Origin of the sequence: Cognatundibacterium squillarum, from assembly GCF_014652435.1 — a bacterium.
Classification (GTDB): Bacteria; Pseudomonadota; Gammaproteobacteria; order Burkholderiales; family Burkholderiaceae_D; genus Undibacterium; species Undibacterium squillarum.
This window is the reverse complement of the sequence record NZ_BMYU01000002.1, coordinates 606,153-627,025: the sequence shown is the minus strand read 5'-3', so window position 1 is coordinate 627,025 and position 20,873 is coordinate 606,153. Positions and strand designations below refer to the sequence as shown.

Below are 20,873 nucleotides of genomic sequence, written 5' to 3'. Positions count from 1 at the left end.
GATGAATACTTTAGACAAGCGTGCTACCAAAATCCTGTTCGACAGTTTCTGGAAGAATGGCTGGATTGATCCGGCAGCCAGAACCACCACGCCCGACGACTTTGCGTATGCAAAACAAAAAGGCCTGATGTTTGATCCGCTCGATATCTCCCATGATGCGCTTGTTGCGCAGATTCTTTCGCTGAGAAAACAGATACCCGAAGAAAAACCCGCGGCAGCCTTTCTGAGCAGTCTTTCTGCTAATCGCGCAGACTGGCGCTCCGGCATTGCATCCTGGCATTTCGCAGCACAGCTGACAGCGCATGAATACCTTGATACGAGTGCTGCCGGTGCAAGTGCAACGCAAATCGTGTTTCAACGCGCACACACACCGCATCATTGCGCGATTTGCGGTGCTGAGCGTGATTATCAGGCTGAAGATCTGAATGTTCTCAATTTCGAACGTGTGAAGTGGGGTGGCGTTCGGCATGGCGAATTAATGTATGTGCTTCTTGATTTGCAATTACTCAGCCAGTGCGATATCCCGGAACCGTCTGCTGCTGATATTGATATTTTCAGGAAAATACTCGCGGAGATTCAGGCCAGTGCGCCGAAAGATCAGCCCGGTGCTTTGCGTAACCGGCTGACAGACATTGCCGCTTTGAGTAAAGACCAGCGCTCAGTGCTGCTCGAAATTCTGGCAATTATCGGCGTTCTGAAAGCCCGGCGTACAGACAGACCCGCACGCGGCAACGGCGGTGACTGGATGTATGTGGCGGACTGGCGTGGAGAGGATGGATACGATGCCGGTGCGGTAAGCCGGTATTTCGGTCGCTGGGGTTTCGCATCGGATGAAGTGGTGTCACCGGTTTGATGTAATCAGGCAGCTGAGTGGGGTGACGGTGCTGTGCTCTGGATGGCGTAATACAAAGCGCCGTTCGCTTGAATACCTGACAGTGCCTGCAACGGGCGCTGTCATCGCCTGTTTTTGCCCCAAATGCGGCATTCCGCACAGACATGCGCTTGTCGTCGGCAGAAAGTCTGGCTTTCAGGAAATGGCAGGTGCGGATTTTTGCACAGCGATGGGACATCAGCGGCGTGGTTTACGGCGTTTCCACCAGAGATACAGTCCGGACAGAATCAGAAAAGTCAGTGCGATGCCGCTAACGGAAATCAGGACTTTTCCCGCGAATCCGAAGGCTTCGCCGCTGTGCAGCGGGTAAAACCAGCTGACAACGGCTTCTGCACCGCTGGCCAGTTGCGGATCTTTGATGGCGCTGATGCGCTGCTCTTTCAGGCTGTAGCTGATGCGGGTATTGCCTTCGTGCAGGCGCGGTTCTGCCGCTTGTAACACACGCAGTTCAGCTTTACCACTGGCGCTGGCGGGCAGTTGCAGGCGCGTGATGCGGCCTTGCGGGTAGGCTTGCTGGGCCTGTTGCAGCCAGTGTTGTATGTCAGCGGCATTCCAGACGGGGACCGGTTCTTTTACTTTCGCGCGTTTTTCTTTGGCTGCGGCAACCGGTTTGTCCGGCAATATGCCTGCGAACCAGCCGGGCTGGTTGAAATAGCAGCCAGTGATGCCGAGCATGATCAGCACCACTGTGACAATCGCGCCGCTGCTTTTGTGCAGCGAATACAGCAGGGCATGTGTTGAGCCGCGCCAGTGCACGCTGAATGCGCGTCGCCATGCGGAAATGCTATTGCGCGGCAGCCATAACAGCAGACCAAGCAGGCTGCTGAATGCCAGCACCAGTCCGCTGACCGCCATGATGGTTTTTCCGGTATCACCGAGCAGCAGATAGCGGTGCAGTGCAAACAGACCCGGCATCCATTGCGCCTTCTGCCATCCGGCTTCGCCCCAGATCCGTTCGCCCAGAATTTGTTGCCGGTAAGGGTCCAGCATCACTTGCCGTTGTCTTGGTAAACCGGATTCAGACGACGGCAGTTTGTACCACGCCACCATGGCCTGATTCGCATGCAAGGGCAAGCTGACCATAGACGGCGGGCCGTAACCGGATTGTTGCGATAACCACGCAATGCTGGTCGCCTGACAATGCTGATCACAGCCATTCGCTGTTGGTGGCGGTTGCACACGCATCAGCGCCGGAATCAGTACGGCATCCAGTTCATGCCGCCATGCGAGCACGCTGCCTGTCAGTCCGGCCAGTAGCAGCATCAGGCCGAATAGCAGCGCACTCCATAAATGCAATTGCCGCAGGATGCGGCGCAGGGTTGCAGAAATCATAGAAAAAAAGGCCGGCATGACACCGGCCCAAGAGTCAACAGAGTAAAAAATCGATCAATACGGCACGCACTGTGGCTGCATTCAGAAGCGATAACGCAGGCTGGCAGTCAGGCTGCGCGGCGCGCCGGGCATGTTGTAATCATTCGCACCACTGTGAGCGGCAACGAAGTATTTGCGGTTCAGCACATTGCCCAGTGTCAGGCTGACATCCAGTTTTTCTGACTGGTAACCGGCACCGAGTTGCATCACGCCATAGCCCGGCAGCGTCAGCAGATTGTCTGCGGAAGCAAAACGCGCAGATTCTGCACGGCCACCCACCGCCACATACCATTGCGGAGTCAGCTGATGGCGCAGCCACAGATTCATGCTGTGGGTTGGTGTCAGCGAAGCGGTATTGCCCTGAAACGGGGTTTTGGCGGACGTCAGTTCGGTGGACTGATCAATGCGCCCGCGCATCCACGCATAACCGGCCAGCACCTGCCATTCCGGTGTCAGATAGCCGGTGAAGCTGAGTTCCACGCCGCGTGTGCTCTGGCGGCCCACCGGCAGCGAAAAGCTGGCATTGGCCGGATCTGCCACCTGAATATTGGTTTGCGACATATCGAATACCGATGCGGTGATACTGGCTTGCGCATTCCAGTCGTATTTCACACCGATTTCTTTGTTAACTGTTTCTGATGGTTTCAACTGATCGGAATTATTACGCAGCGTGAACAGATCACTGACCGGCTGGAACGAACGGTTCCATGTCGCATATAACGACGTGCTGATTTGCGGTTGCCAGATCAGACCGATACGCGGCGATACGGTTTTATCGGTACGGCGTAAGTCCTGATTTTTCGGAGTCAGATCATCGCGTGACTGGCGCAGCTGATCGTAACGCACACCCGCCATGACTTTCCATTCCGGCGTGATCGTCATCAGGTCTTGCAGATACACACCGGCGATATCCACTTTGTTCAGAACATTCGTGCTGACCGGCGTGTTGTCCGGCAAGGCTGGCAGCGTGACCAGTTGCGGCGCGAACAGGTTATAGGTTGCGGCATTGGCACGGCTGCGTAAAAATTCGCCTTTGTTCTGATAGCCGAGTTCCACGCCGTACAGCATCAGATGTTTCACGCTGCCGGTTTGCAGTTTTTGCGTGAGTTCGTTTTGCCAGTAAGTGCCGTTTTCATTGCGCTGGCGGCTGGCGTGGGCAATCGTCAGCGTTGGTGTGACGCCGTCTTTCACGGTATTGGTGGTGTAGTTGCGGTTCAGCGCAAAATCATAGCTGCGCACTACGCTGTGCCATTGCCAGTTGTCATTGAATTTATGATCAAGTGTTACGCTGGCGCTGTACACATCCGACTGAATGAAGGCGCGTTCTTTCCCGTTGGCGGCACCAAAGTAAGTTTCCACCGGCACATCGACAGGACGACCGCGAAAGCCCGGAACACCCTGATCGGCTAAGCGTTTATCGTGCAGATAATCGGCCTGCAACAGAACTTTCGTATCCGGAGAAATCTGGTAACTGAACGAAGGTGCAATCGCATTCCGTTCCAGAAAATACTGATTGCGGAAATTCGAAGAATCTTCCAGTGCGCCGGTTAAGCGGAATGCGGTACCTTTTTGTGAAGAAGGAATATTCAGATCCAGTTCTGCGCGGCGTTGTCCGGCAGTACCGGCGGTCAGACCGATCTCTGTCAGCGAAGTATCAAACGGTTTTTTTGTTACGCGGTTCACCAGACCGCCGGACGAGCCGCGTCCGTACAGCACCGATGCCGGACCTTTGAGTACTTCTATCCGTTCCGTATTCGATAAATCACGGAAGTACATCGCATCATCGCGCACACCATCGACAAACTGATCCAGAATCGCGGAGAAACCGCGTATCGTCACCTGATCGCGCTGACCATCGCCGACAGAAAAACTCAGCCCCGCCACATTCTGCAATGCATCCTGAAGCGAGGATGCATTTTGCTCACGCAATACCGGCAGATTCACGATATTCACGGTTTGCGGCGTATCGCGCAGTGCAACCGGAATTTTGGTAGCGGTGCGGGTCTGGCTGACTTCATAATCGCGTTTTTGTTCACGTGTGGTCTTGATGTTGATTTCTTCCAGTACCTGATCTGCGGCATGGGCAGCAGGCATAAAGAATGCAGCCAGCATCAGAGCCAGCGGACTCAGGCGGAAAGCGCCGGAAGCAGAAGGTCTTAAATGAAAAAAAGCTACGGTGGTCTGCGGAGGTGTAAACATATTGAAAAAACTAATTAAGAAAAAATGAGGATGTTGCATTCGCCGCAGATTTGTGTGAACGGCAGCCACGGCCAGAAGGGCGCATTACAGGACGTTAAATTCGAAAGCGGGTACATTACTTATGCCGCCGGTACCGGGTTCAGCGGATTCGGCATGCTGCCCGCCGTATCGTCCACGGTGCCTGCAAAACCCGGGCGCAACAGTGGTTTTACCGGCCACGGCGCTTGCAGTATGGCCTGACGCTCGGATTGCCAGAATGCCGGATCGCAGCGCGATTCCAGTCGGGCAAAAACCGCTTCGGTTTCGCTGCGCAGAACGTCGCGGAAAGCAGATTCCGGCAGCTGGTAATGACGCGACAGCAGCAGTACAAATTCCATCAGATGGCAAAGCATGGTGGCATGCAGAAAATTTTCACGGACTGGCTGAATATCGCGGAAGACGGTATGCCCTTCGCGAGCCGGCTTCAGCGACATACCCTGAGAGCTGAGCACAGGAAAATACACCTGCAGATCACTGAAATCCCTGACCTGTAACTGCACCGGACGGTATTGCGCATCCACCCGCAGATAACTGTTTTGCTGATGGGCTTCAAATGCAATGCCGTACAGCAGATAGGCAGACAGGCAGGCTGTCAGCACTACGCGGCTGTATTGCCGGAAATAGTCCAGTACTGCCTGCGCACCCTCGCCGCAGGACAGGCGTATCAGTTCACAGATCAGCGGTTCGCCGTCGAACGGAGAATCCGCATACAGACAGGCAACCGGCAGCGCGAACAGGCCGTCTTCAAGGCGCATGCCCGGATTACTGCGGTACAGCACCGACAAATGACGTGCCTTGTCATCATCCGCATCGATAAAGCAGGCACCGGTGATTTCTGCCGCAATCTCCAGCGTATGCGCAAAACCGGCTTCACGCTGCAGAATCTGACGCAGTAACTGGCTGATACGCGGCCCCATCACGACTGAGGTCGGAGAAACCGTATGCTGCAGACTGGTCAGGCGTAAGCTGACCGGCAATTTGATATGCGGCGCGTCCGCATCATTCAGCGTGCAGAGGGTGCGGAAGGACATGGTCGGTGCAGTCGCGATACTGACATCATCCAGCAATACGATGTCGCCGCGCAGGATTTCTGCTGCAAATTTTTCCGGCAGCACATATTGCAACTGAAACGGATGCACCGGCAGCGGATACCAGTCATTCAGCGGCATATCACGTTTTTGTAAGGACTGACGCCATTGCAGAACAGCATCTGGATAATGATGGCGAAACCATTGCAGATAATCCTGCACGCCCATACCGTCCGCCACGTACAGATAGGATTTGCGCACGGCAATGACTGTTAACTGCAGCACGGGATGAAATTCCGGTGAATACGCTCTGCGTTCTTCATCGCTGAGGCCGTCTGTGCTTGCAAAAGCCGGATCAACCGGATGTGTGTTAGAAGCCCATTGCTCCAGTAACAAGGCACTGTGTTCTTCCTGCTGATGGCGCAGGGCAGCGATGAAAGTGTCTCCATACGAACGGAAGCGGGCGCGCAGTGCGTGGCGCCATTGATGGCGGAAGGTAAGACACTGCAAGTCATTGTGCACGCTGTTATCCAGCTCATTGCTGAGGCGTTCCAGATCTGCCGGATTGATCGCCACTGCTAAGGCTGGCGCAACCGCTTTCAGTAAGTCGCTGCCACTGTGCAACGCACGTACCGGCTGATCATGGCGGTACAGCGTGACTGCACCGTACAGGCTCCAGGCACCTGCGCTATGGCTTTGCAAACCTTCGATGCGCAGCTTGTGCTGTTCAAAGCCGAGCGGATACCAGCTCAATTGGTGATCGCAAATCAGACGCGACGGGTCCAGTAAACCTTCACGCAGCAAGGCTTGTAAGGTTCTGGCTACGCTCCTGTGCTGACACACGGCGGCATCGCGCCAGACTTGTGTCATTTCAGCATCTTGCTGAGTGAAATGGCGAAGGGGAGTCATTGCATTCATCGTCAGGTCTTTTCAAGAGGTCACGACGATATTATCGCAAATGAGAATCATTATCAATCGCATTTTCACAAATCCACGGATTTCTTGCTCCGTATCAGGAAACATGGCTTCTGCAGCACCCGCCCAAATGTTGCGCAGCGGAATCTGCAGACTTGCTTCCGGCGTTTATGCGACATGAATAGACGCCGTAAAGCGAGATTCAGCAACATACGACGGGAATGCCTGCCGTTCATTCCGTTTGATTTGTAACAGATATGTCAAAAGCATCACAATCGCGTTTTTACATAAGGAGAATTCAGCATGCAGCAGGCAGCACAACATGAATACCAGCCTCAGAACAACCAGAACGAAGTCATCGAATACAGTTACAGACCCGGCTTACTGCTGACAACAGTATTTTTTATCGCATCACTTGGCGGAGCCTATTGGGAATTTCATGATGCATCGACCAATACCCGTGGTCTGGTGATTCAGCGCGCAATTCATCTGGATGTGGAATCCGCAACCTGGTTTTTATGGGGCTTGTTCGCGTTTTGTGTGGTGATGGCGCTGATATTTGGCACCATGCTGTTCCGCAGTCTGTTTTTAGGGCAAAAACTGACACTGAATCATGATGTGCTGCGTTTCCCAGCTTCAATGATGCGCAGCACGATCACCGAAATTCCGCTGGCAGGGATTGAAGCGATGGAAGTCAGAACGGAAAACAAAAATACCTTCCTCGCTATCTGGCATGCAAACGGCTATGACGTCGTGTTCCAGGATCGTTTTCCCGGCAAGGCTGCGTTTGAGAACTTTGTCAGCGCGATTTATGAGCGCGCGCCGGCTTTGTGAAACTTTTGAAATTTCTTAAAAGAATATTTTAAAAAGATAAGTATTTCTGCTGCACCGGTTCTCTGCAACTTTGTAATTCGGTGCGGCAGGGCAGACAGGAGAGTTCAGCATGCGGAGGAAAGAGCAGCGTAAGCGCCGTACCTTGCAGTATCCGGGTACGGTGATCTCGTATCCTTACCGGCCTGCGTTGTTGCTGACCTTTCTGCTGTGTGCGGGATTCGGTGCTGGTGCGTACGCGGTTTTTTTCGAAGCACTGAACAACACCCGTGGCATGCTGCTGACGCAGACGATACATCTCGGCGTACATGGAGCAACCCGCGTTTTGTGGGGAGTATTTGCCTGCAGTCTGACGATATCCGTCACGGGTGGCCTGATGCTGTTGCGGGATCTGTTCTTTTGTCCGCTGCTCGAAATGGATCATGCGGTGCTGCGTATTCCAGCTGGCCTTCGCCTGCGTCAGAAAGAAATTCCGCTTGCCGGTATTGATGGCATAGAAATCCTGACTTCCAACAAAAAGACATTTCTGGCGATCTGGCATGCCGGTGGTTATGACCATGTGATGGAAAGCCAATTGCCCGATAAAGCAGCGTTTGCGCAGTTTGTCGATGCAATTTCTGAGCGGATACCCGCGATCTGATCACGCTCGCTTGACGCCGGATGGCCAGCATGCTGCGGCAGCTGGCCATTTTTCTTTGTGATTTTTGCGAAAAACGCACAATCGCCGCCAGCCTGTAGGTTTTCTGACAGGAAGCGGCTGTTATTGTCTGCAGAGGCGATGTGATGCGGATAAAAAGCAACGCGGTTTCCGCGGTCAGGCAACACATATGCACTAATCATGATGTGCCGCAAGCGCGCAGCACACTTTGATAAATATTTCTTATAAGCAATTCACAGCTTGTATGCGCACTGTTATGCTGGTCTTTCCGGCTGCACCCCATCGCTGCCGCTGCAGCAATAAAAAGATTTGACGCAATACTGATAAGGATTCAGTGCGGATCGCACTTGTTGGTTGAGTGAATGCCACCTGTATTTTTTGGGTATGAAAATGCGTTTGTATTTACCTGGAGAAAGTATGAAGTTGAAGCACAGATTATTTGCCCTATGCATGGTGGCGATTGCCGGTTTGCTGATTTCCGGCGGTATTTCGTTGTATGCCATCAAAAAGATCATGGTACATGAGCGCGAAGATCAGATTACGGAACTGGTGCAGCTGGCGCGTGCCGCAACAGAAAAAGCCTATGCGCTGGAGCAATCCGGCAAGCTGAGTCGCGAAGCGGCGCAGGCGCAGGCGAAGCTGGCACTGTCTTCTTTTCAGAAAGGGGACAAATACTTCTTTGTGCGCGATAACACCAGCGATGTTTTGCTGGTACATATTAAGCAGGACAGGATCGGCAAAGCAGATAAAGATGCCAAATCATCCGGTGATGTGTATCGCGCTGCGCTGAAAGGTATGCCTGAAGACGGTATTGCAGTTGCCTATAAGCCCGGTACTCGCCCGGGTGTGGAAGGCAAAGTCAGCAAAGCATACGCGGTGACGATATTTGCGCCGTGGCAATGGCTGATGGGCTTTGGTACGTATACCGATGATATCGAAGATGAGTTCATGCAAAAGCTGATCACATTCTTGCTGATTGGTGGCGCTGCGGCGCTGGTGATTGGTCTGGTTGCGTGGCGGCTGGCGAACACACTGCTGCGTCAGATCGGTGGTGAGCCGGATTATGCGGCGGCTGTGGTCAGAAATATTGCACAGGGTGATCTGAGTACCGAAGTGCCGCTGCAAAACGGCGATCAGGAAAGCCTGCTGCATGAAATCGAAGACATGCGCAAAAAGCTGGCGCAGCTGGTGGAGCAGGTCAGGGCGGGTGCGGAGTCGATCACAACGGCTTCCGGCGAAATTGCCAGCGGCAATCTGGATTTATCGCAACGTACTGAACAACAGGCCGGTGCGCTGGAGGAAACATCCTCCACCGTGGAAGAGCTGACCGCGACCGTGCGTCAGAATGCCGACAATGCACGTCAGGCCAGCCAGCTGGCGAAAACCGCTTCCGGTATCGCCAGCGAAGGCGGTACGGTGGTGAATGAAGTGGTTAGTACGATGGCGGAAATCAGCGATTCTTCCGGCAAGATCGTGGACATCATCAGCGTGATCGACGGCATTGCGTTCCAGACCAATATTCTGGCGCTGAATGCAGCGGTGGAAGCCGCCCGCGCCGGTGAGCAGGGACGCGGTTTTGCTGTCGTTGCCAGTGAAGTGCGCAGTCTGGCACAACGATCTGCCGGTGCAGCCAAAGAAATCAAAGCCCTGATCGATGCGTCGGTGGCAAACGTTGAAAAAGGCGGCGAGCTGGTGGAGAAAGCCGGTAAAACCATGCACGAAGTGGTGCAGGCAGTACAACGTGTGACCGACATCGTGGCTGAAATCAGTTCCGCCAGTCAGGAGCAGGCGGAAGGTATTCAGCAAGTCAATCAGGCCGTGATTGATATGGATAACATGACGCAACAGAATGCCGCACTGGTGGAACAGGCATCGGCAGCCGCCGAAGCGCTGCACGATCAGGCGGACAGTCTGGTGCATACCGTCAATATGTTCCGCGTCTCTCATCTGCAAGTCAGCGCTGCACCGCAAGCCGTACACCGTGCTGCGCAGAAAACCGGCAACACCGGTCCGCGTGCTGCCACCCGCGCACTGCCGCGTAACTGATGCTTCGCCCGTTCTGCGCCATCCTTGCATGGCGTTCTGAACGGGCAAAACCCCCTTACAGCACGATAAATGGCGCTGCCAGTCCGTCAGAGCTGTGCTATCGTGCGCGCTGAATTCTGACGGGAGGCTTTATGCAGGAGCAATGGGATTTTTATTTTTGCCGTGTCGATGATGCACCGGCGTCCATCAATCTGAACCTCGCGCTGGCGCAGACTGCGCCACTGGAGGAATGTGCCGTGATGGCATGGGTCAGTCTGGAAATGCGTGCGCCGCGCGAAGACGGCTTTTCCAGCGCGGAAGAATATCCGGTGCTGGAGCAGCTGGAAGATGCGCTGATGCGCGGTCTGGGTGTGGGCAATGCCACCACACCGGATGCCGGCCCGCTGATGTTTGTCGGACGCAATACCAGCGCGGGACGCCGCGATTTTTATTTCTACACCGGCAGCGGTTACGCATGGCAAAACCGCGTTGCTGCCGCACTGAAAGGCTTTCCGGATTACCGCTTTGAAACCGGTACGCAGGATGATCCGGAATGGCAAACCTATTTTGAATTTCTGTATCCGGGTGAAGATGACTTGCAGCGTATGCAGAACCGCCGCGTATGCCAGCAACTGGAACAGCATGGCGATCCGCTGACGCAGGAACGTCCGCTGTATCACTGGGTCTACTTTGCCACCGCAGAAGCCCGTGCGGCCTACATTGATCAGATTCTGCAAAACGCATTTGAGATCGAACAGGAATTCGAAGCGGATACCGATGAATACCGGTTCGGGCTGCAATTCAGCCAGACCGGCCTGCCGCACTACCGGACGATTGACAGCATCACGCTGCCATTGTTCTTTGCGGCAAGGGATTACAACGGCCATTACGATGGCTGGGAAACCGAAGTCGTTGCACCGGAGCAGACCCACTGACCGCCCGCCTGTTCGCGGGTTGCATTGCGTCAGCTAACAAAAAAGGCCGCTGAGTTGCCCTCAGCGGCCTTTTTTTGCCTCAAATGCGGTGTTCAGCACAGCAACCCCGCTGTCGTCGGCAGAAAGTCCGGCTTTCCGGAAATGGCAGATGCGGAGTTCTGCATCATGGTCATGCCCGCCGGAGATGTGACGGAAAATGAATAAACCGATTCGTGTTTTTCCATTGGTCGGCGTTCCGGAAGTAGCTGAATGCTAATTGAAATATAGTGTGGATCGCATGATGTCAGCCGGTGGTATGCCGCGCTGACAGAAAATTCCGCTGAGTAATGATCCTGAAAGGAGAGTCCGCATGTCTGCAATCGTCCGCTATTTTCATATCACCCCCGTAGAAAATCTTCCGGCCATCCTGCGCGAAGGATTACAGCCACGTTTAGGGGAGCGCAGTCAGATACTCGGTGAACCGGAACCGGCGGTGTATCTGTTCACCAGTGCCGAAGCAGTTGACGATGCCAGTATGAACTGGTTGTGTGATTACTTTGATGAAGAAGAAGCACTGGCGGTGCTGGCGGTGGATGTGAGCGCGGATTTTCCCGGCGATGCGGAAAATGAATTTGAGTTTGTCACGACTCAGCCTGTGCCGCCGCACTGCCTCCGTGTGATGACGGAGGATGTGCTTGGCGAAACCCAGTATTTTTCGACCTTGCCTCAGGTTTGTAACGCCACCTGAAAAGGTTTTTTATGCAGATGCAGCGGCGCTGACCGGATAGCCGATGTCAGTCGCTTCTGCAAATACCAGCGCCGGATCGGCATCCGGATTCAGTGAGCGTATCATGGCTTCGGTCAACGGCTGATGACGGAAAATGGCGGTGGTGATTTCTGCGGAAACCGCAACTTCGTAATAACTCTCCGCCCAGCGCTGATACGCTTGCGGGTCGCCGTTCAGTAAGTGCAGCAGGGTGTCGGCACCGTCCTGCGCCTGTGTGCTGCTCACTTGATGCCATTGCGTATCGCTGTGGCGTCGCCAGTAACAAAAGCTCGCCGCTTCCATCGAAAATGCAGGCTCTTGAAGGAAGGCAGAAAAAGCAGCCGGTACCTGTTGCTGTATGCGCGCTGCCAGCCGGCCGTCATCGGCGCTTTCATGTGCGTAGCCTTTCAGTGTGGCACCGGCACTGTCCAGCAGCAAAAACCAGTCGTCACCTTCGCCATTGCGCATGGAAGCCATTTCCTCACCCGGCCCCCAGTGAGCATCAAAGCTGTAATAGCGGTATTCCCATTCCGGACTCAGGATTGCATCCAGCATCGCCAGTGATTGCGTGATGCGGCGTAGTTGTGCAGGTGGCGGAAGCAGTTCAGGCAGCATCACAGGGTTCCCGTTAAGTGAATGGCAGTTTGCACCGGGCAAATGACGATGCGCCGATAATTTCTACAGAATAAGTGGCAGACAGGCGGCCGTAGCTGCTGTAAGCCACCGTTTCGGGGCTGAATGCAGATTTTCGCACAGCAACCGGCCGCTAGCCGGCGGAAACGCCGGACTTCAGAAAACAGCGTATGCGGATCGCTGCATAGTCTGACCCGGGTTTCACGGCTCAGCCTGCTGCCCGTTGGGTGATCAGTCCCTGTCGTGACGCCCATAATCCGACATCCTGTTTCTGTATGGCTGCCGCCATCAGTGCGGGGAACTGGTCCGGTGTGCAGGCGAAGGTCGGAATATCCATCGCGGCGAAACGTGCTGCATTGCGCGGATCGTAGCCGGGCGTGCCGTTATCCGCCAGCGCCAGAAGGCAGATCAGATTGACACCGGAGGCTTTCAGTTGCGCCGCCCGCTGGAGCATACTTTCCTGATTGCCGCCTTCATACAAATCGGTGATCAGCACCATGATGGTTTGTTCCGGACGCGTAATCACTTGCTGGCAGTAACCGAGCGCCAGGTTGATATCGGTGCCGCCGCCGAGCTGCACGCCGAACAGTAAATCGACCGGATCAGCCGCTGTTTCTGATAAATCGGCGACCGCGGTATCAAACACCACCATGCGTGTTTTCACCGCACGCAGCGAAGCCAGTGCGGCGGCAAACACACCGGCGTATACCAGCGAAGCCGCCATTGATCCGCTCTGATCCACGCACAGCACAATATCGCGCAGCGCGGATTGCTTGCGGCCGTGGCCGACCAGCTTCTCGGCAATGACTGTTTTCTTTTCCGGTAAATAGCGGCTGAGATTAGCCTGTATCGTTTTGTGCCAGTCGATTTCATTCAGACGCGGGCGATAGTTGCGTTCTGCCCGGTTCAGGCTGCCGCTGACGGCTTGCCGCATCGGTTCGCGCAAACGCTTTTCCAGTTCGGTCACCACTTTGCGCACAACCTGACGCGCCGTTTCGCGGGTGCGTGCCGGTAACACACGCGACAGCGACATCAGGCTGGCAACCAGATTCACATCCGCTTCGACCGATTCCAGTAATTCCGGCTCCAGCAGCATTTTGTGCAGTTGCAGGCGGTCGAGTGCATCCTTTTGCATCACCTGCACCACCGATGACGGAAAGAATTCGCGGATATCGCCAAGCCAGCGTGCGACGTTCGGGCAGGACGGGCCGAGATTGCCGCTGCGTTCCTGATCATACAGCGCAGACAATGCGGCATCGGCGCGTTCCAGCTGCGGTGGCAAAGGCCCCGCGCCGCAGGTATCCTCCGCCGGATTGCCGAGGATCAGACGCCAGCGTTGCAGGCGGTCGGTTGCGGTATCGGTGAGAGCTTGGCTCATACAGTGCTTTCTTTCAACAAGTGCTGCAGGAAAGGCAGAACAGCGCTGGCTCTTTCCGTATCAACGCGGATTTCCGCCGGCGTGCGGCGTTTGCCGTCGCTGCCGAGGTGGCGAACTTTATCGCCCATTTGCCGCCGTTCCGACGGCGTGAAGCCGGAAAATGCGCGCCGTAACAAGGCCAGACGTTCCATGAAAATCTCATCCGGCAGGGCGCTCAGCCACTGGTCGATGATTTGCCATAAAGCATCCTGATGTAACAGCAGCAAACCGCTGCCGGATAACAGGCCACTGAGCCAGGTCGTCGCCATCGCGGCCGGTGAACCGGAAGACAGCATACGATGGGTTTGCAGCATCAGTGCCTCATCATCAATGCGCTGTTTGTCATAGCAAAGGCGCAGCGCATAACCCTGTACGCCCGGCGCAATGCTGTCCTGCAGATAGAGTTTTTGCAGGCAGGTAAACCAGCTGTCGGCCAGCGCCTGTTCCGCCAGCGTATCCATGGCTTTTTGCACGCCTTCGATACAGGACACCATGTGCTCCGCAGATGCTTCATCGATGCCGGTGCAGGCCAGCGGCAGACCTAGCATGATGCGTTCGGTCAGCGAATGGATAATCGGTAGCACCTGCACCTGGCTGGTGCCACGCACATCGCCGTAACGCGCAACGCTGACCAGCGGCGGCAAGGCTTGCATCAGATGGGTAATGTCATTCGCCAGTGCAGCCTGATTCTGCAGTAACAGCAGTAATTCCGCGCTGGCTTTCGGCAATTCCGCCAGCACCGCCACATCCAGCAAACCGGTCAGCGCCGGTAAGTCAGCCTGGCGTGCGGTTTCGCTCAGGCAGGCCGCGGCCGCTTCCGCAATACGGTTGCCGTAGCGACTGGTTTCGATCAGGCGTATCGCCATTTCCGGCCGCCATTCCAGCAACCAGCTTTCGCGGAATGTTCCCTGACGATTACTGTTGGACTGACGCTTGCCCCAGTGGATGCCCAGCACCGTCAGCTGATGCAGCAAGCGGCTGCGTGCGCGGCCATTCGGTTCGCGCAAATCCAGTTCGATCAGTTTGCTGACCGTTTCCGGTTTCAGGCGCAGACTCTTTTGCTGCATTTCCAGATCACGCTGCAAGGGCGCTGCCGCAGCTGACGGCGGCACGCTGCCTAAGTGATGACCGATTTCCAGTTGTTCGCGGATCAGTTGCAGCGGCGCTGCTTCGCCATGACACAGCACTGCCAGCATCGCTTCGCGCAGTTCGCGCAAACCCGCCATCGGTAAATCCCGCATGGCTGCGGTGGCTTCTGCCAGCCGCACGGTTTCAATTACGCTGGCAGACGATGCGTCCAGCCCTGCATCGCGCATCAGCCTTGCCGCTTCAGTGACCCAGCGTAATCCGGCCTGATCCGGGCTTTGCCACAAATGCGCGTACCAGCCGGGAGAACTGATCCCGGCGCCGTAACCGCTTTCATATGCCAGCCGGTCGCTGCTCCACGGTACCCATGTGGCGCAAGTCTTTGCCTTGCCTAAACCTTTCAGTAAGGCCTGATCCTGCTTCACACTGTGTTTTCCTGCCAGTGCGGGTACATGCCATGCACCGCAAACCACGGCAATACGCTGATAGCCGGCCTTTTCTGCTTCGCGGATTTTCTGACGCATCGCGGCCTCGCGTTGCTGATCGCGCAGCGATTCCTGCGGTGCATGCTCGCGCAATGCTGTCATCGCTTCCTGAATCGCGAGAAATAAATCATTGCTGTCGCTGCGCTGTTCAATTTCTCTTTCCCACCAGCTTTCCTGATCTTCATAACCGGCAGCGCGCGACAATTCGGCCAGCGGGTCCATTCTGAGTGCGCTGATCCAGTCTGCTTCCGGTGCCGGGTTTTCACCGGTTGCGGTCTGTGTTTCCGCATCCGCATCCGCATTCGAATCCGTTTCTGTGCTCTGTTCGGTACTCAGGCTGTCGGTGTCTGCAGACGCACTGGCCTGCTGATCGGCTTCCAGACAGACGGCAAAGCGGTGCGTCAGCGGCAAATCCATCAGCCGCAGCGGTATTTGCTGCTGCAGCGCGTAACGTATCGCAATCCATTCCGGCGAAAAACCGGCGAACGGATAAAACACGCCGTGCTGCGGCGCTTCCGCCGGATAGACCAGCATTGCTACCGGCGGCACCATGGCTTCATCTGTTGCCAGCGGCAAAATATCTTCCGCTTCCGGCGGACCTTCCAGTAATACGATATCCGGCTGCAGGGTTTGCAGTGCGCGTTGCAGCGCACGTGCGCAACCGGGGCCGTGATGGCGTATTCCAAAAAAATGGAGACTCATCCGTCTGTCCTCAGGCAACTTCCATGCAGGCGCGGTACAGGTCTTTCCAGTCATCGCGTTCTTTGGCGATGGTTTTCAGGTATTCCATCCAGACCAGCTTGTCCTGTACCGGATCTTTGATAATGGCACCGGTCAGGCTGGCGGCGATGTCGGCAGCATGCACAACGCCGTCACCGTAATAACCCGCAACCGCCATGCCGTGGCCAATCACGGAAATCGCTTCGGCGGTGGATAAGGTGCCGGAAGGAGATTTCAGTTTGGTTTTGCCATCTTCGGTGATGCCGTTGCGCAGCTCACGGAAAATCGCCACGACGCGGCGCACCTCTTCCAGCGCCGGTTTTTCGGTTGGCAATTCCAGCGCACGGCCGAGTTCATTGACGCGGCGGCTGACAATCGCCACTTCTTCATCGAAGCTGTCCGGCGTCGGCAGAATCACGGTATTGAAACGGCGCATCAGGGCGGACGACATTTCATTCACACCTTTGTCGCGGTTATTTGCGGTTGCAATCACATTAAAGCCGCGCTGCGCCTGCACTTCCATGCCCAGCTCCGGTACCGGCAGGGTTTTTTCCGACAGCAGCGTAATCAGCGTATCCTGCACTTCGCTCGGTACGCGGGTCATTTCTTCCAGCCTTGCAATCTTGCCTTCGCGCATCGCCACCAGCATAGGGCTGGCGACCAGTGCAGCCTGACTCGGGCCTTCCGACAGCAGACGGGCATAGTTCCAGCCGTAGCGCAGTGCGCTTTCATCGGTACCGGCTGTACCCTGAATCAACAGTGTGGAGTCACCGGCAATCGCCGCTGCCAGATGTTCCGACACCCAGCTTTTTGCAGTGCCCGGCACACCGTACAGCAACAGCGCACGATCAGTTGCCAGTGTGGCGACAGCAATTTCTATCAGACGTGCCTGACCAATGTATTTCGGTGTGATTTCAAAACCGTTTTCCAGCGTGGTACCGAGCAGATACTGTTTCACTGCCCACGGCGAGAGTTTCCAGTTAGCCGGACGCGGCTTGTGATCATGTTTTGCCAGTTCATGTAATTCTTCAGCGTATTGCTCTTCGGCATGCTGGCGTAAAACGGCGTTCAGGGAAGCATTCACAGGAAAATCTCCTTTATCAGATATTGTTTAAACGCAGCCTGTGTCAGCAGGCGCTCTGTGCGCTCCGTCTGGCTGCGGTAGTACCAGTTTTCACTGTCGCTGAAAATATTCAGGCGCTGGATTAACTGCACGATGTCAGCGATGACCTGATCCGGGCAATCCGGAATCAGCCGCTCCAGCATGTTCAGCAGCGCATGCATATCCTGCGCACGTAATTGCTGGTTTTGCAGCTGCTGCAGAAATGCCGGCGTCAGCATGCGGTTCAGCGTTTCTGTCAGCGCCTGCACTGTTTCCGGCGCGGGGCGGGCCGGCAGGATCTGCAGATAACGGACTGCAGCGTCGATATTTTCCTGCTGCAACAGCGTCAGCAGCACGGCAGTCTGTGACGCTGACGGGAGCAGATTGAACAGCGCAATGCAGTTGGATTGTATGTGGCTGACTGCCAAGCGGCTGAGGCTGGCGCTGGCCCACGCGACATCACCGAAGCGCAGCACGGCATCGCAGACACCGGCAATCAGCGCTTCCGACCAGCTGTGCGTGGTCAGCAATTCCCAGCTGTCATCATGGTCGGGGCCGGCGCTCAGCCACTGCTGCGGAGCTATCAGCGCGATCAGCTGACGCAGCCACCACGCTTTCTTTCCGGTGCCGGCGGGCGGTGTCGGATTCCAGCCGTCTTTTTCCCAGTCACGCGGTAATTCTTCCGGCAGGGTGATATGCAGCTGACCCTTGCTGTCGAATTGCAGAACGCTGTCAGCACGTTGTTTTATCCGCTGCGCCAGACTACTTTCAGGACGTTGTGCCAGCCAGCTCGCAAGGCGCTGGCGCACAGGCTGGCTGCGGTCGCTGAGCAGGCTTTCCGTCCACGCAATATCTTCCGCACTGCCTGCATACGGCAGCCAGAGGTCAAGCAGACTCAGGCGCTGCTCTGCTTTTTCTTTCGATAAGTCCGCCTGCAGCCACTGGCGGGCCACTGCGGCATCGGCTTCTGCCTGCGCGCGCAAAGCCTTGCAGCGCATGGCAAAACTCTCTTCCTGCCAGATTCGCAGGCGGGTGTCCGCATCCTGCCATGCCTGCTGATGCAGTGATTGTGCGCGCCAGTCCGGATGCTGTTGCCGCAGCCATTCGGCACGTTCACCCAGTACGCCGGACCACACAGCAACATCTGCGCGGGCCAGAATCGCTGGCAGCATGGCATGCGGCAGCCGCCAGCCGTGTTCAGCAATGCGCTGCAATGCCCACGGGCGCAGACTGTCGAACAGGGTTTCGGTCAGACGGGAAAATACGCCGTGCAACTGCGCTGGTGGTTCGCCGCGTGTTTCCGGCGCGGCCTGCGGTGGCAGATTTGCCTGCAGTGGCAACCAGCCGGCGCGCTGATACGCATGCAGCGCTCCCGCTTTCAGCAGTAATTGCTGTTCAGCAGATGCAGCGTGAACCAGCGTATCAATGGCATCAATACCGGTTTGCGCTGCGGGATGATTGGCGGTGCCGGTCAGGGCAGTTTGAATCAGGGGAATCATGCATGCACCTCAGTTAACAGGGTGTAAGCACCGTTGACCATACATGCCAGCGGCAGAAATTGTTTGCCATCCCATTCACCGGCAACATCCAGTGGCGCACCGCCGGACAAAGCCATCCAGATCCAGTGCTGACGCCCTTGCAGCGGCAGGGCTTGCCCTTCCTGATCGACAGCAAACCAGTTGCCGCTGTCATCGCTGACGGGTGTTAGGGACTGCATAACGACCGGAACTCTGTCTGTCCACGGATTGCGCGCGAGCACCGTACTCATCCGTGTCAGCATCTGCGGAATGGTTTCACTGGCATAAAAAGCGGACTCAGCGGGCAAAGCAAGCGGTGTGCCGCAAACGGCGGCGCGCTGGCTGGCAGCGCCGGGCCAGCACACCAGCTCCGCAGAAAATGTCATACCGGGAATATAGTTGGCAGGCAGGGGCTGTGAAGGCGCGGCAAATTGCAGCAGCAACGCGAACTTACCGCTTTGTTTGCCTTGCAGCCAGTTACGCTGTACCCGTAAATGTCCTTCCTGCACCAGTGTTTGCGCCACCAGCATCCATTGATCATGCAAACGCTGACCGGATTGCAGAACTTCCTCCTCAGACACCGTAAAGCCGACATACTGGCGCAGGCTGGATTGCACATCTTCCGGTAACTCTGCGATGCGTTCCCACGCGTGCATTGCCAGCGCAATACTGCCCAGTTCGCTCAGCACTTGCTGCGGCCAGTCCGGACCTGCACCCACCAGATCGGAAATGCGGCGAACACGTGCTGCCAGCGCGGCTGCCTGTGCATCCACCAGACGCGCCGCCTGCTGTTCCCAAACCGCCGGGCCATCTGCCGGTAAACGCGCCATGCCCTGACGCAAAATGTCTTCCACCCACAGTCTGAATGCGGCAAGTCCGTCGCTGACGCGCTGCTCACGCTTTTCCAGACGCTTCTGACGCGCTGTTTCATCGACTGGCTCGCTGGCTTTCTCTGCAGCTTTTTCTTCTTTTTTGATGGCAGTTGCCGTGCGCTTATCCAGCCAGGCACTGACCCAGTCCGGCGGCGCTGCTTCAGCAATTTTCTGCCCATCTGCCGCAGCAAACAACAGCAAGCCCAGTGCATGCTTACACGGAAATTTGCGGCTGGGGCAAGAGCATTTGCTGGCAAAGTCGCTCAGATCAATCTGTGTCTGATACGGCTTACTGCCGCTGCCCTGACATTCACCCCATAAAGCCTGTGCATTCTTACCTGAGCTGACCCACTTACTGGCCGACATCAGTTTCTTACCATTCGCAGCAGAACTGCTGTCCGGTGCTAACGCCAGCACCTGTTGTTCCGTCAGTTGCATGTTGGTGTTTCAAATCTCAGAAACTAAAATCGCAATTATAGAACTTAATTTATGCAAAACGCTTGAAGGTCCGGTTGAACGGTCGTGGCCGATTAAGCAGCCTTTGAAAGCCTGTCCGGAAGATGCCCTGAGCGGCCGGTTTTTGCCTCAAATGCGCAGTTCAGCACAGCAACCCCGCTGTCGTCGGCAGAAAGTCTGGTCATCAGGAAATGGCAGATGTGGAAAACAGCATAATGACAAAATTTGATATTTAAGTGCCTCAGAGGTGGTACTTTTATAAGGGCGTGTCCTAATTTCATTGCGCCTGCTAACGAGTAGACTTTTTTCCGATTTGCAGGATTCTTCTTTCCTGAATGAAAGGAAATCGGAATGTTTCGGCGCATATTAAATGACGATATCTGGCAGTAATTGAAGACAATCATGCGTGGCAAGGGATGTCCTCGAAGGATTCTGTCCGTGGAAGACGGCGTATAAGCGCTTTTACCGGTGGGCATGCACGGGATTGTGGACGGATATTTTTTGAATTACGAGTCAACATTGATACGGAATAGCTATTCGCCGACGGAAGTTACGTCAGAGCTCACCAGTATGCGGCTGGAGCTCGGACTGGAGAGGAGCGTGTCATTGGCAGATCGCGAAGGGAGGAGTCACTACCAAGATTCACGTGGCAGCCGACGCGCATGAAAATCCGGTGGATTTTGAAATCGCTGGAGGTGAAGTCCAATATGCCAAAGCTGCACGGAAGCTGATCGGCATGCTAAAAGCAGCGCAACATACCATTGCAGACGAGGGCTATGATGCGCAGGTAATTCGTGAACACATCGGACCGAAAGGAGCGATTCCGCTCATTTCGAGAAAATCCAACAGTCGCAAAGCGAAATCGGAATTTGGTGCGCATTTATAAAAGGAACGGCATTTGGTGGAGACGCTGTTTGCCAGACTGAGAGATTTCCGTAGCACTACGA

The 20,873-nt window shown here is 55.6% G+C and carries 17 protein-coding genes; 7 read left to right on the top strand and 10 right to left on the bottom strand.

Features of this window, described 5'->3' with window-relative positions:
- Window position 1: 1 nt before the first annotated feature.
- Window positions 2-853, top strand: coding sequence for a hypothetical protein (locus IE092_RS07005; protein WP_189356307.1), 852 nt, complete (start codon window positions 2-4; stop codon window positions 851-853).
- 216 nt (window positions 854-1,069) lie between these two features.
- On the opposite strand, the gene IE092_RS07000 is transcribed toward IE092_RS07005, so the two are convergent.
- The 3 genes from IE092_RS07000 to IE092_RS06990 form a co-directional block, all read right to left on the bottom strand.
- Window positions 1,070-2,224, bottom strand: coding sequence for a PepSY-associated TM helix domain-containing protein (locus IE092_RS07000; RefSeq protein WP_189356306.1), 1,155 nt, complete (start codon window positions 2,222-2,224; stop codon window positions 1,070-1,072).
- An 81-nt stretch (window positions 2,225-2,305) separates the two neighbouring features.
- Entirely contained in the window at window positions 2,306-4,462 is a 2,157-nt protein-coding gene (locus tag IE092_RS06995) for a TonB-dependent receptor (RefSeq protein WP_229793071.1), read from the bottom strand.
- A gap of 119 nt (window positions 4,463-4,581) precedes the next feature.
- Complete coding sequence (locus IE092_RS06990; protein WP_229793070.1) at window positions 4,582-6,438, bottom strand: IucA/IucC family protein; 1,857 nt, start codon at window positions 6,436-6,438, stop codon at window positions 4,582-4,584.
- A gap of 309 nt (window positions 6,439-6,747) precedes the next feature.
- On the opposite strand from IE092_RS06990, the gene IE092_RS06985 reads away from it, so the two are divergent.
- The 5 genes from IE092_RS06985 (at window position 6,748) to IE092_RS06965 (ending at window position 11,620) form a co-directional block, all read left to right on the top strand.
- Window positions 6,748-7,278, top strand: coding sequence for a hypothetical protein (locus IE092_RS06985; protein ID WP_189356304.1), 531 nt, complete (start codon window positions 6,748-6,750; stop codon window positions 7,276-7,278).
- A gap of 109 nt (window positions 7,279-7,387) precedes the next feature.
- Entirely contained in the window at window positions 7,388-7,915 is a 528-nt protein-coding gene (locus IE092_RS06980; RefSeq protein ID WP_189356303.1) for a hypothetical protein, read from the top strand.
- 435 nt (window positions 7,916-8,350) lie between these two features.
- Window positions 8,351-9,979: a methyl-accepting chemotaxis protein gene (locus tag IE092_RS06975; protein ID WP_189356302.1), complete on the top strand. Its 1,629-nt coding sequence runs from the start codon at window positions 8,351-8,353 to the stop codon at window positions 9,977-9,979.
- Window positions 9,980-10,110: 131 nt separating this feature from the next.
- Window positions 10,111-10,893, top strand: a complete 783-nt coding sequence (locus IE092_RS06970) for a DUF695 domain-containing protein (RefSeq protein ID WP_189356301.1) — start codon at window positions 10,111-10,113, stop codon at window positions 10,891-10,893.
- A gap of 349 nt (window positions 10,894-11,242) precedes the next feature.
- Window positions 11,243-11,620, top strand: a complete 378-nt coding sequence (locus tag IE092_RS06965; protein WP_189356300.1) for a hypothetical protein — start codon at window positions 11,243-11,245, stop codon at window positions 11,618-11,620.
- A 9-nt stretch (window positions 11,621-11,629) separates the two neighbouring features.
- Here IE092_RS06965 and IE092_RS06960 read toward each other — a convergent pair whose 3' ends face one another.
- The 7 genes from IE092_RS06960 to IE092_RS06930 form a co-directional block, all read right to left on the bottom strand.
- Window positions 11,630-12,253 carry a hypothetical protein gene (locus tag IE092_RS06960; protein WP_189356299.1) on the bottom strand — a complete coding sequence of 208 codons (624 nt, stop codon included), beginning with the start codon at window positions 12,251-12,253 and terminating at the stop codon, window positions 11,630-11,632.
- Between the two features lie 226 nt (window positions 12,254-12,479).
- Window positions 12,480-13,649 carry a vWA domain-containing protein gene (locus tag IE092_RS06955; protein ID WP_189356298.1) on the bottom strand — a complete coding sequence of 390 codons (1,170 nt, stop codon included), beginning with the start codon at window positions 13,647-13,649 and terminating at the stop codon, window positions 12,480-12,482.
- The gene (locus IE092_RS06950; RefSeq protein ID WP_189356297.1) at window positions 13,646-15,961 is read right to left on the bottom strand and encodes a DUF5682 family protein; all 2,316 of its coding nucleotides are present in this window, start codon (window positions 15,959-15,961) and stop codon (window positions 13,646-13,648) included. Before IE092_RS06950 ends, IE092_RS06955 begins: the two co-directional genes overlap by 4 nt.
- 10 nt (window positions 15,962-15,971) lie before the next feature.
- On the bottom strand, window positions 15,972-17,051 hold the full coding sequence (locus IE092_RS06945; RefSeq protein ID WP_229793085.1) for an ATP-binding protein: 1,080 nt from the start codon (window positions 17,049-17,051) through the stop codon (window positions 15,972-15,974).
- Between the two features lie 8 nt (window positions 17,052-17,059).
- A complete protein-coding gene (locus IE092_RS06940; RefSeq protein WP_189356295.1) occupies window positions 17,060-18,580 on the bottom strand; it encodes a DUF5691 domain-containing protein in 1,521 nt (506 codons plus the stop codon).
- Entirely contained in the window at window positions 18,577-19,908 is a 1,332-nt protein-coding gene (locus IE092_RS06935) for an SWIM zinc finger family protein (protein WP_189356294.1), read from the bottom strand. The genes IE092_RS06940 and IE092_RS06935 overlap by 4 nt, the downstream gene beginning before the upstream one ends.
- 92 nt (window positions 19,909-20,000) lie before the next feature.
- Window positions 20,001-20,339 carry a hypothetical protein gene (locus IE092_RS06930; protein WP_189356359.1) on the bottom strand — a complete coding sequence of 113 codons (339 nt, stop codon included), beginning with the start codon at window positions 20,337-20,339 and terminating at the stop codon, window positions 20,001-20,003.
- 116 nt (window positions 20,340-20,455) lie between these two features.
- Here IE092_RS06930 and IE092_RS18780 point away from each other — a divergent pair, with 116 nt between their 5' ends.
- Window positions 20,456-20,812 carry a transposase gene (locus IE092_RS18780; RefSeq protein ID WP_308427118.1) on the top strand — a complete coding sequence of 119 codons (357 nt, stop codon included), beginning with the start codon at window positions 20,456-20,458 and terminating at the stop codon, window positions 20,810-20,812.
- Window positions 20,813-20,873 lie beyond the last annotated feature (61 nt).

Excerpts from the sequence above, each read along its gene's own strand:
- IE092_RS06940 (WP_189356295.1), bottom strand. The coding sequence starts at position 18,580 with ATGATTCCCCTGATTCAAACTGCCCTGACCGGCACCGCCAATCATCCC.
- IE092_RS06955 (WP_189356298.1), bottom strand. The coding sequence starts at position 13,649 with ATGAGCCAAGCTCTCACCGATACCGCAACCGACCGCCTGCAACGCTGG.
- IE092_RS06970 (WP_189356301.1), top strand. The coding sequence starts at position 10,111 with ATGCAGGAGCAATGGGATTTTTATTTTTGCCGTGTCGATGATGCACCG.
- IE092_RS06935 (WP_189356294.1), bottom strand. The coding sequence starts at position 19,908 with ATGCAACTGACGGAACAACAGGTGCTGGCGTTAGCACCGGACAGCAGT.
- IE092_RS06990 (WP_229793070.1), bottom strand. The coding sequence starts at position 6,438 with ATGACTCCCCTTCGCCATTTCACTCAGCAAGATGCTGAAATGACACAA.
- IE092_RS06950 (WP_189356297.1), bottom strand. The coding sequence starts at position 15,961 with ATGAGTCTCCATTTTTTTGGAATACGCCATCACGGCCCCGGTTGCGCA.
- IE092_RS07000 (WP_189356306.1), bottom strand. The coding sequence starts at position 2,224 with ATGATTTCTGCAACCCTGCGCCGCATCCTGCGGCAATTGCATTTATGG.
- IE092_RS06995 (WP_229793071.1), bottom strand. The coding sequence starts at position 4,462 with ATGTTTACACCTCCGCAGACCACCGTAGCTTTTTTTCATTTAAGACCT.
- IE092_RS06975 (WP_189356302.1), top strand. The coding sequence starts at position 8,351 with ATGAAGTTGAAGCACAGATTATTTGCCCTATGCATGGTGGCGATTGCC.
- IE092_RS06985 (WP_189356304.1), top strand. The coding sequence starts at position 6,748 with ATGCAGCAGGCAGCACAACATGAATACCAGCCTCAGAACAACCAGAAC.
- IE092_RS06965 (WP_189356300.1), top strand. The coding sequence starts at position 11,243 with ATGTCTGCAATCGTCCGCTATTTTCATATCACCCCCGTAGAAAATCTT.
- IE092_RS06960 (WP_189356299.1), bottom strand. The coding sequence starts at position 12,253 with ATGCTGCCTGAACTGCTTCCGCCACCTGCACAACTACGCCGCATCACG.
- IE092_RS07005 (WP_189356307.1), top strand. The coding sequence starts at position 2 with ATGAATACTTTAGACAAGCGTGCTACCAAAATCCTGTTCGACAGTTTC.
- IE092_RS06980 (WP_189356303.1), top strand. The coding sequence starts at position 7,388 with ATGCGGAGGAAAGAGCAGCGTAAGCGCCGTACCTTGCAGTATCCGGGT.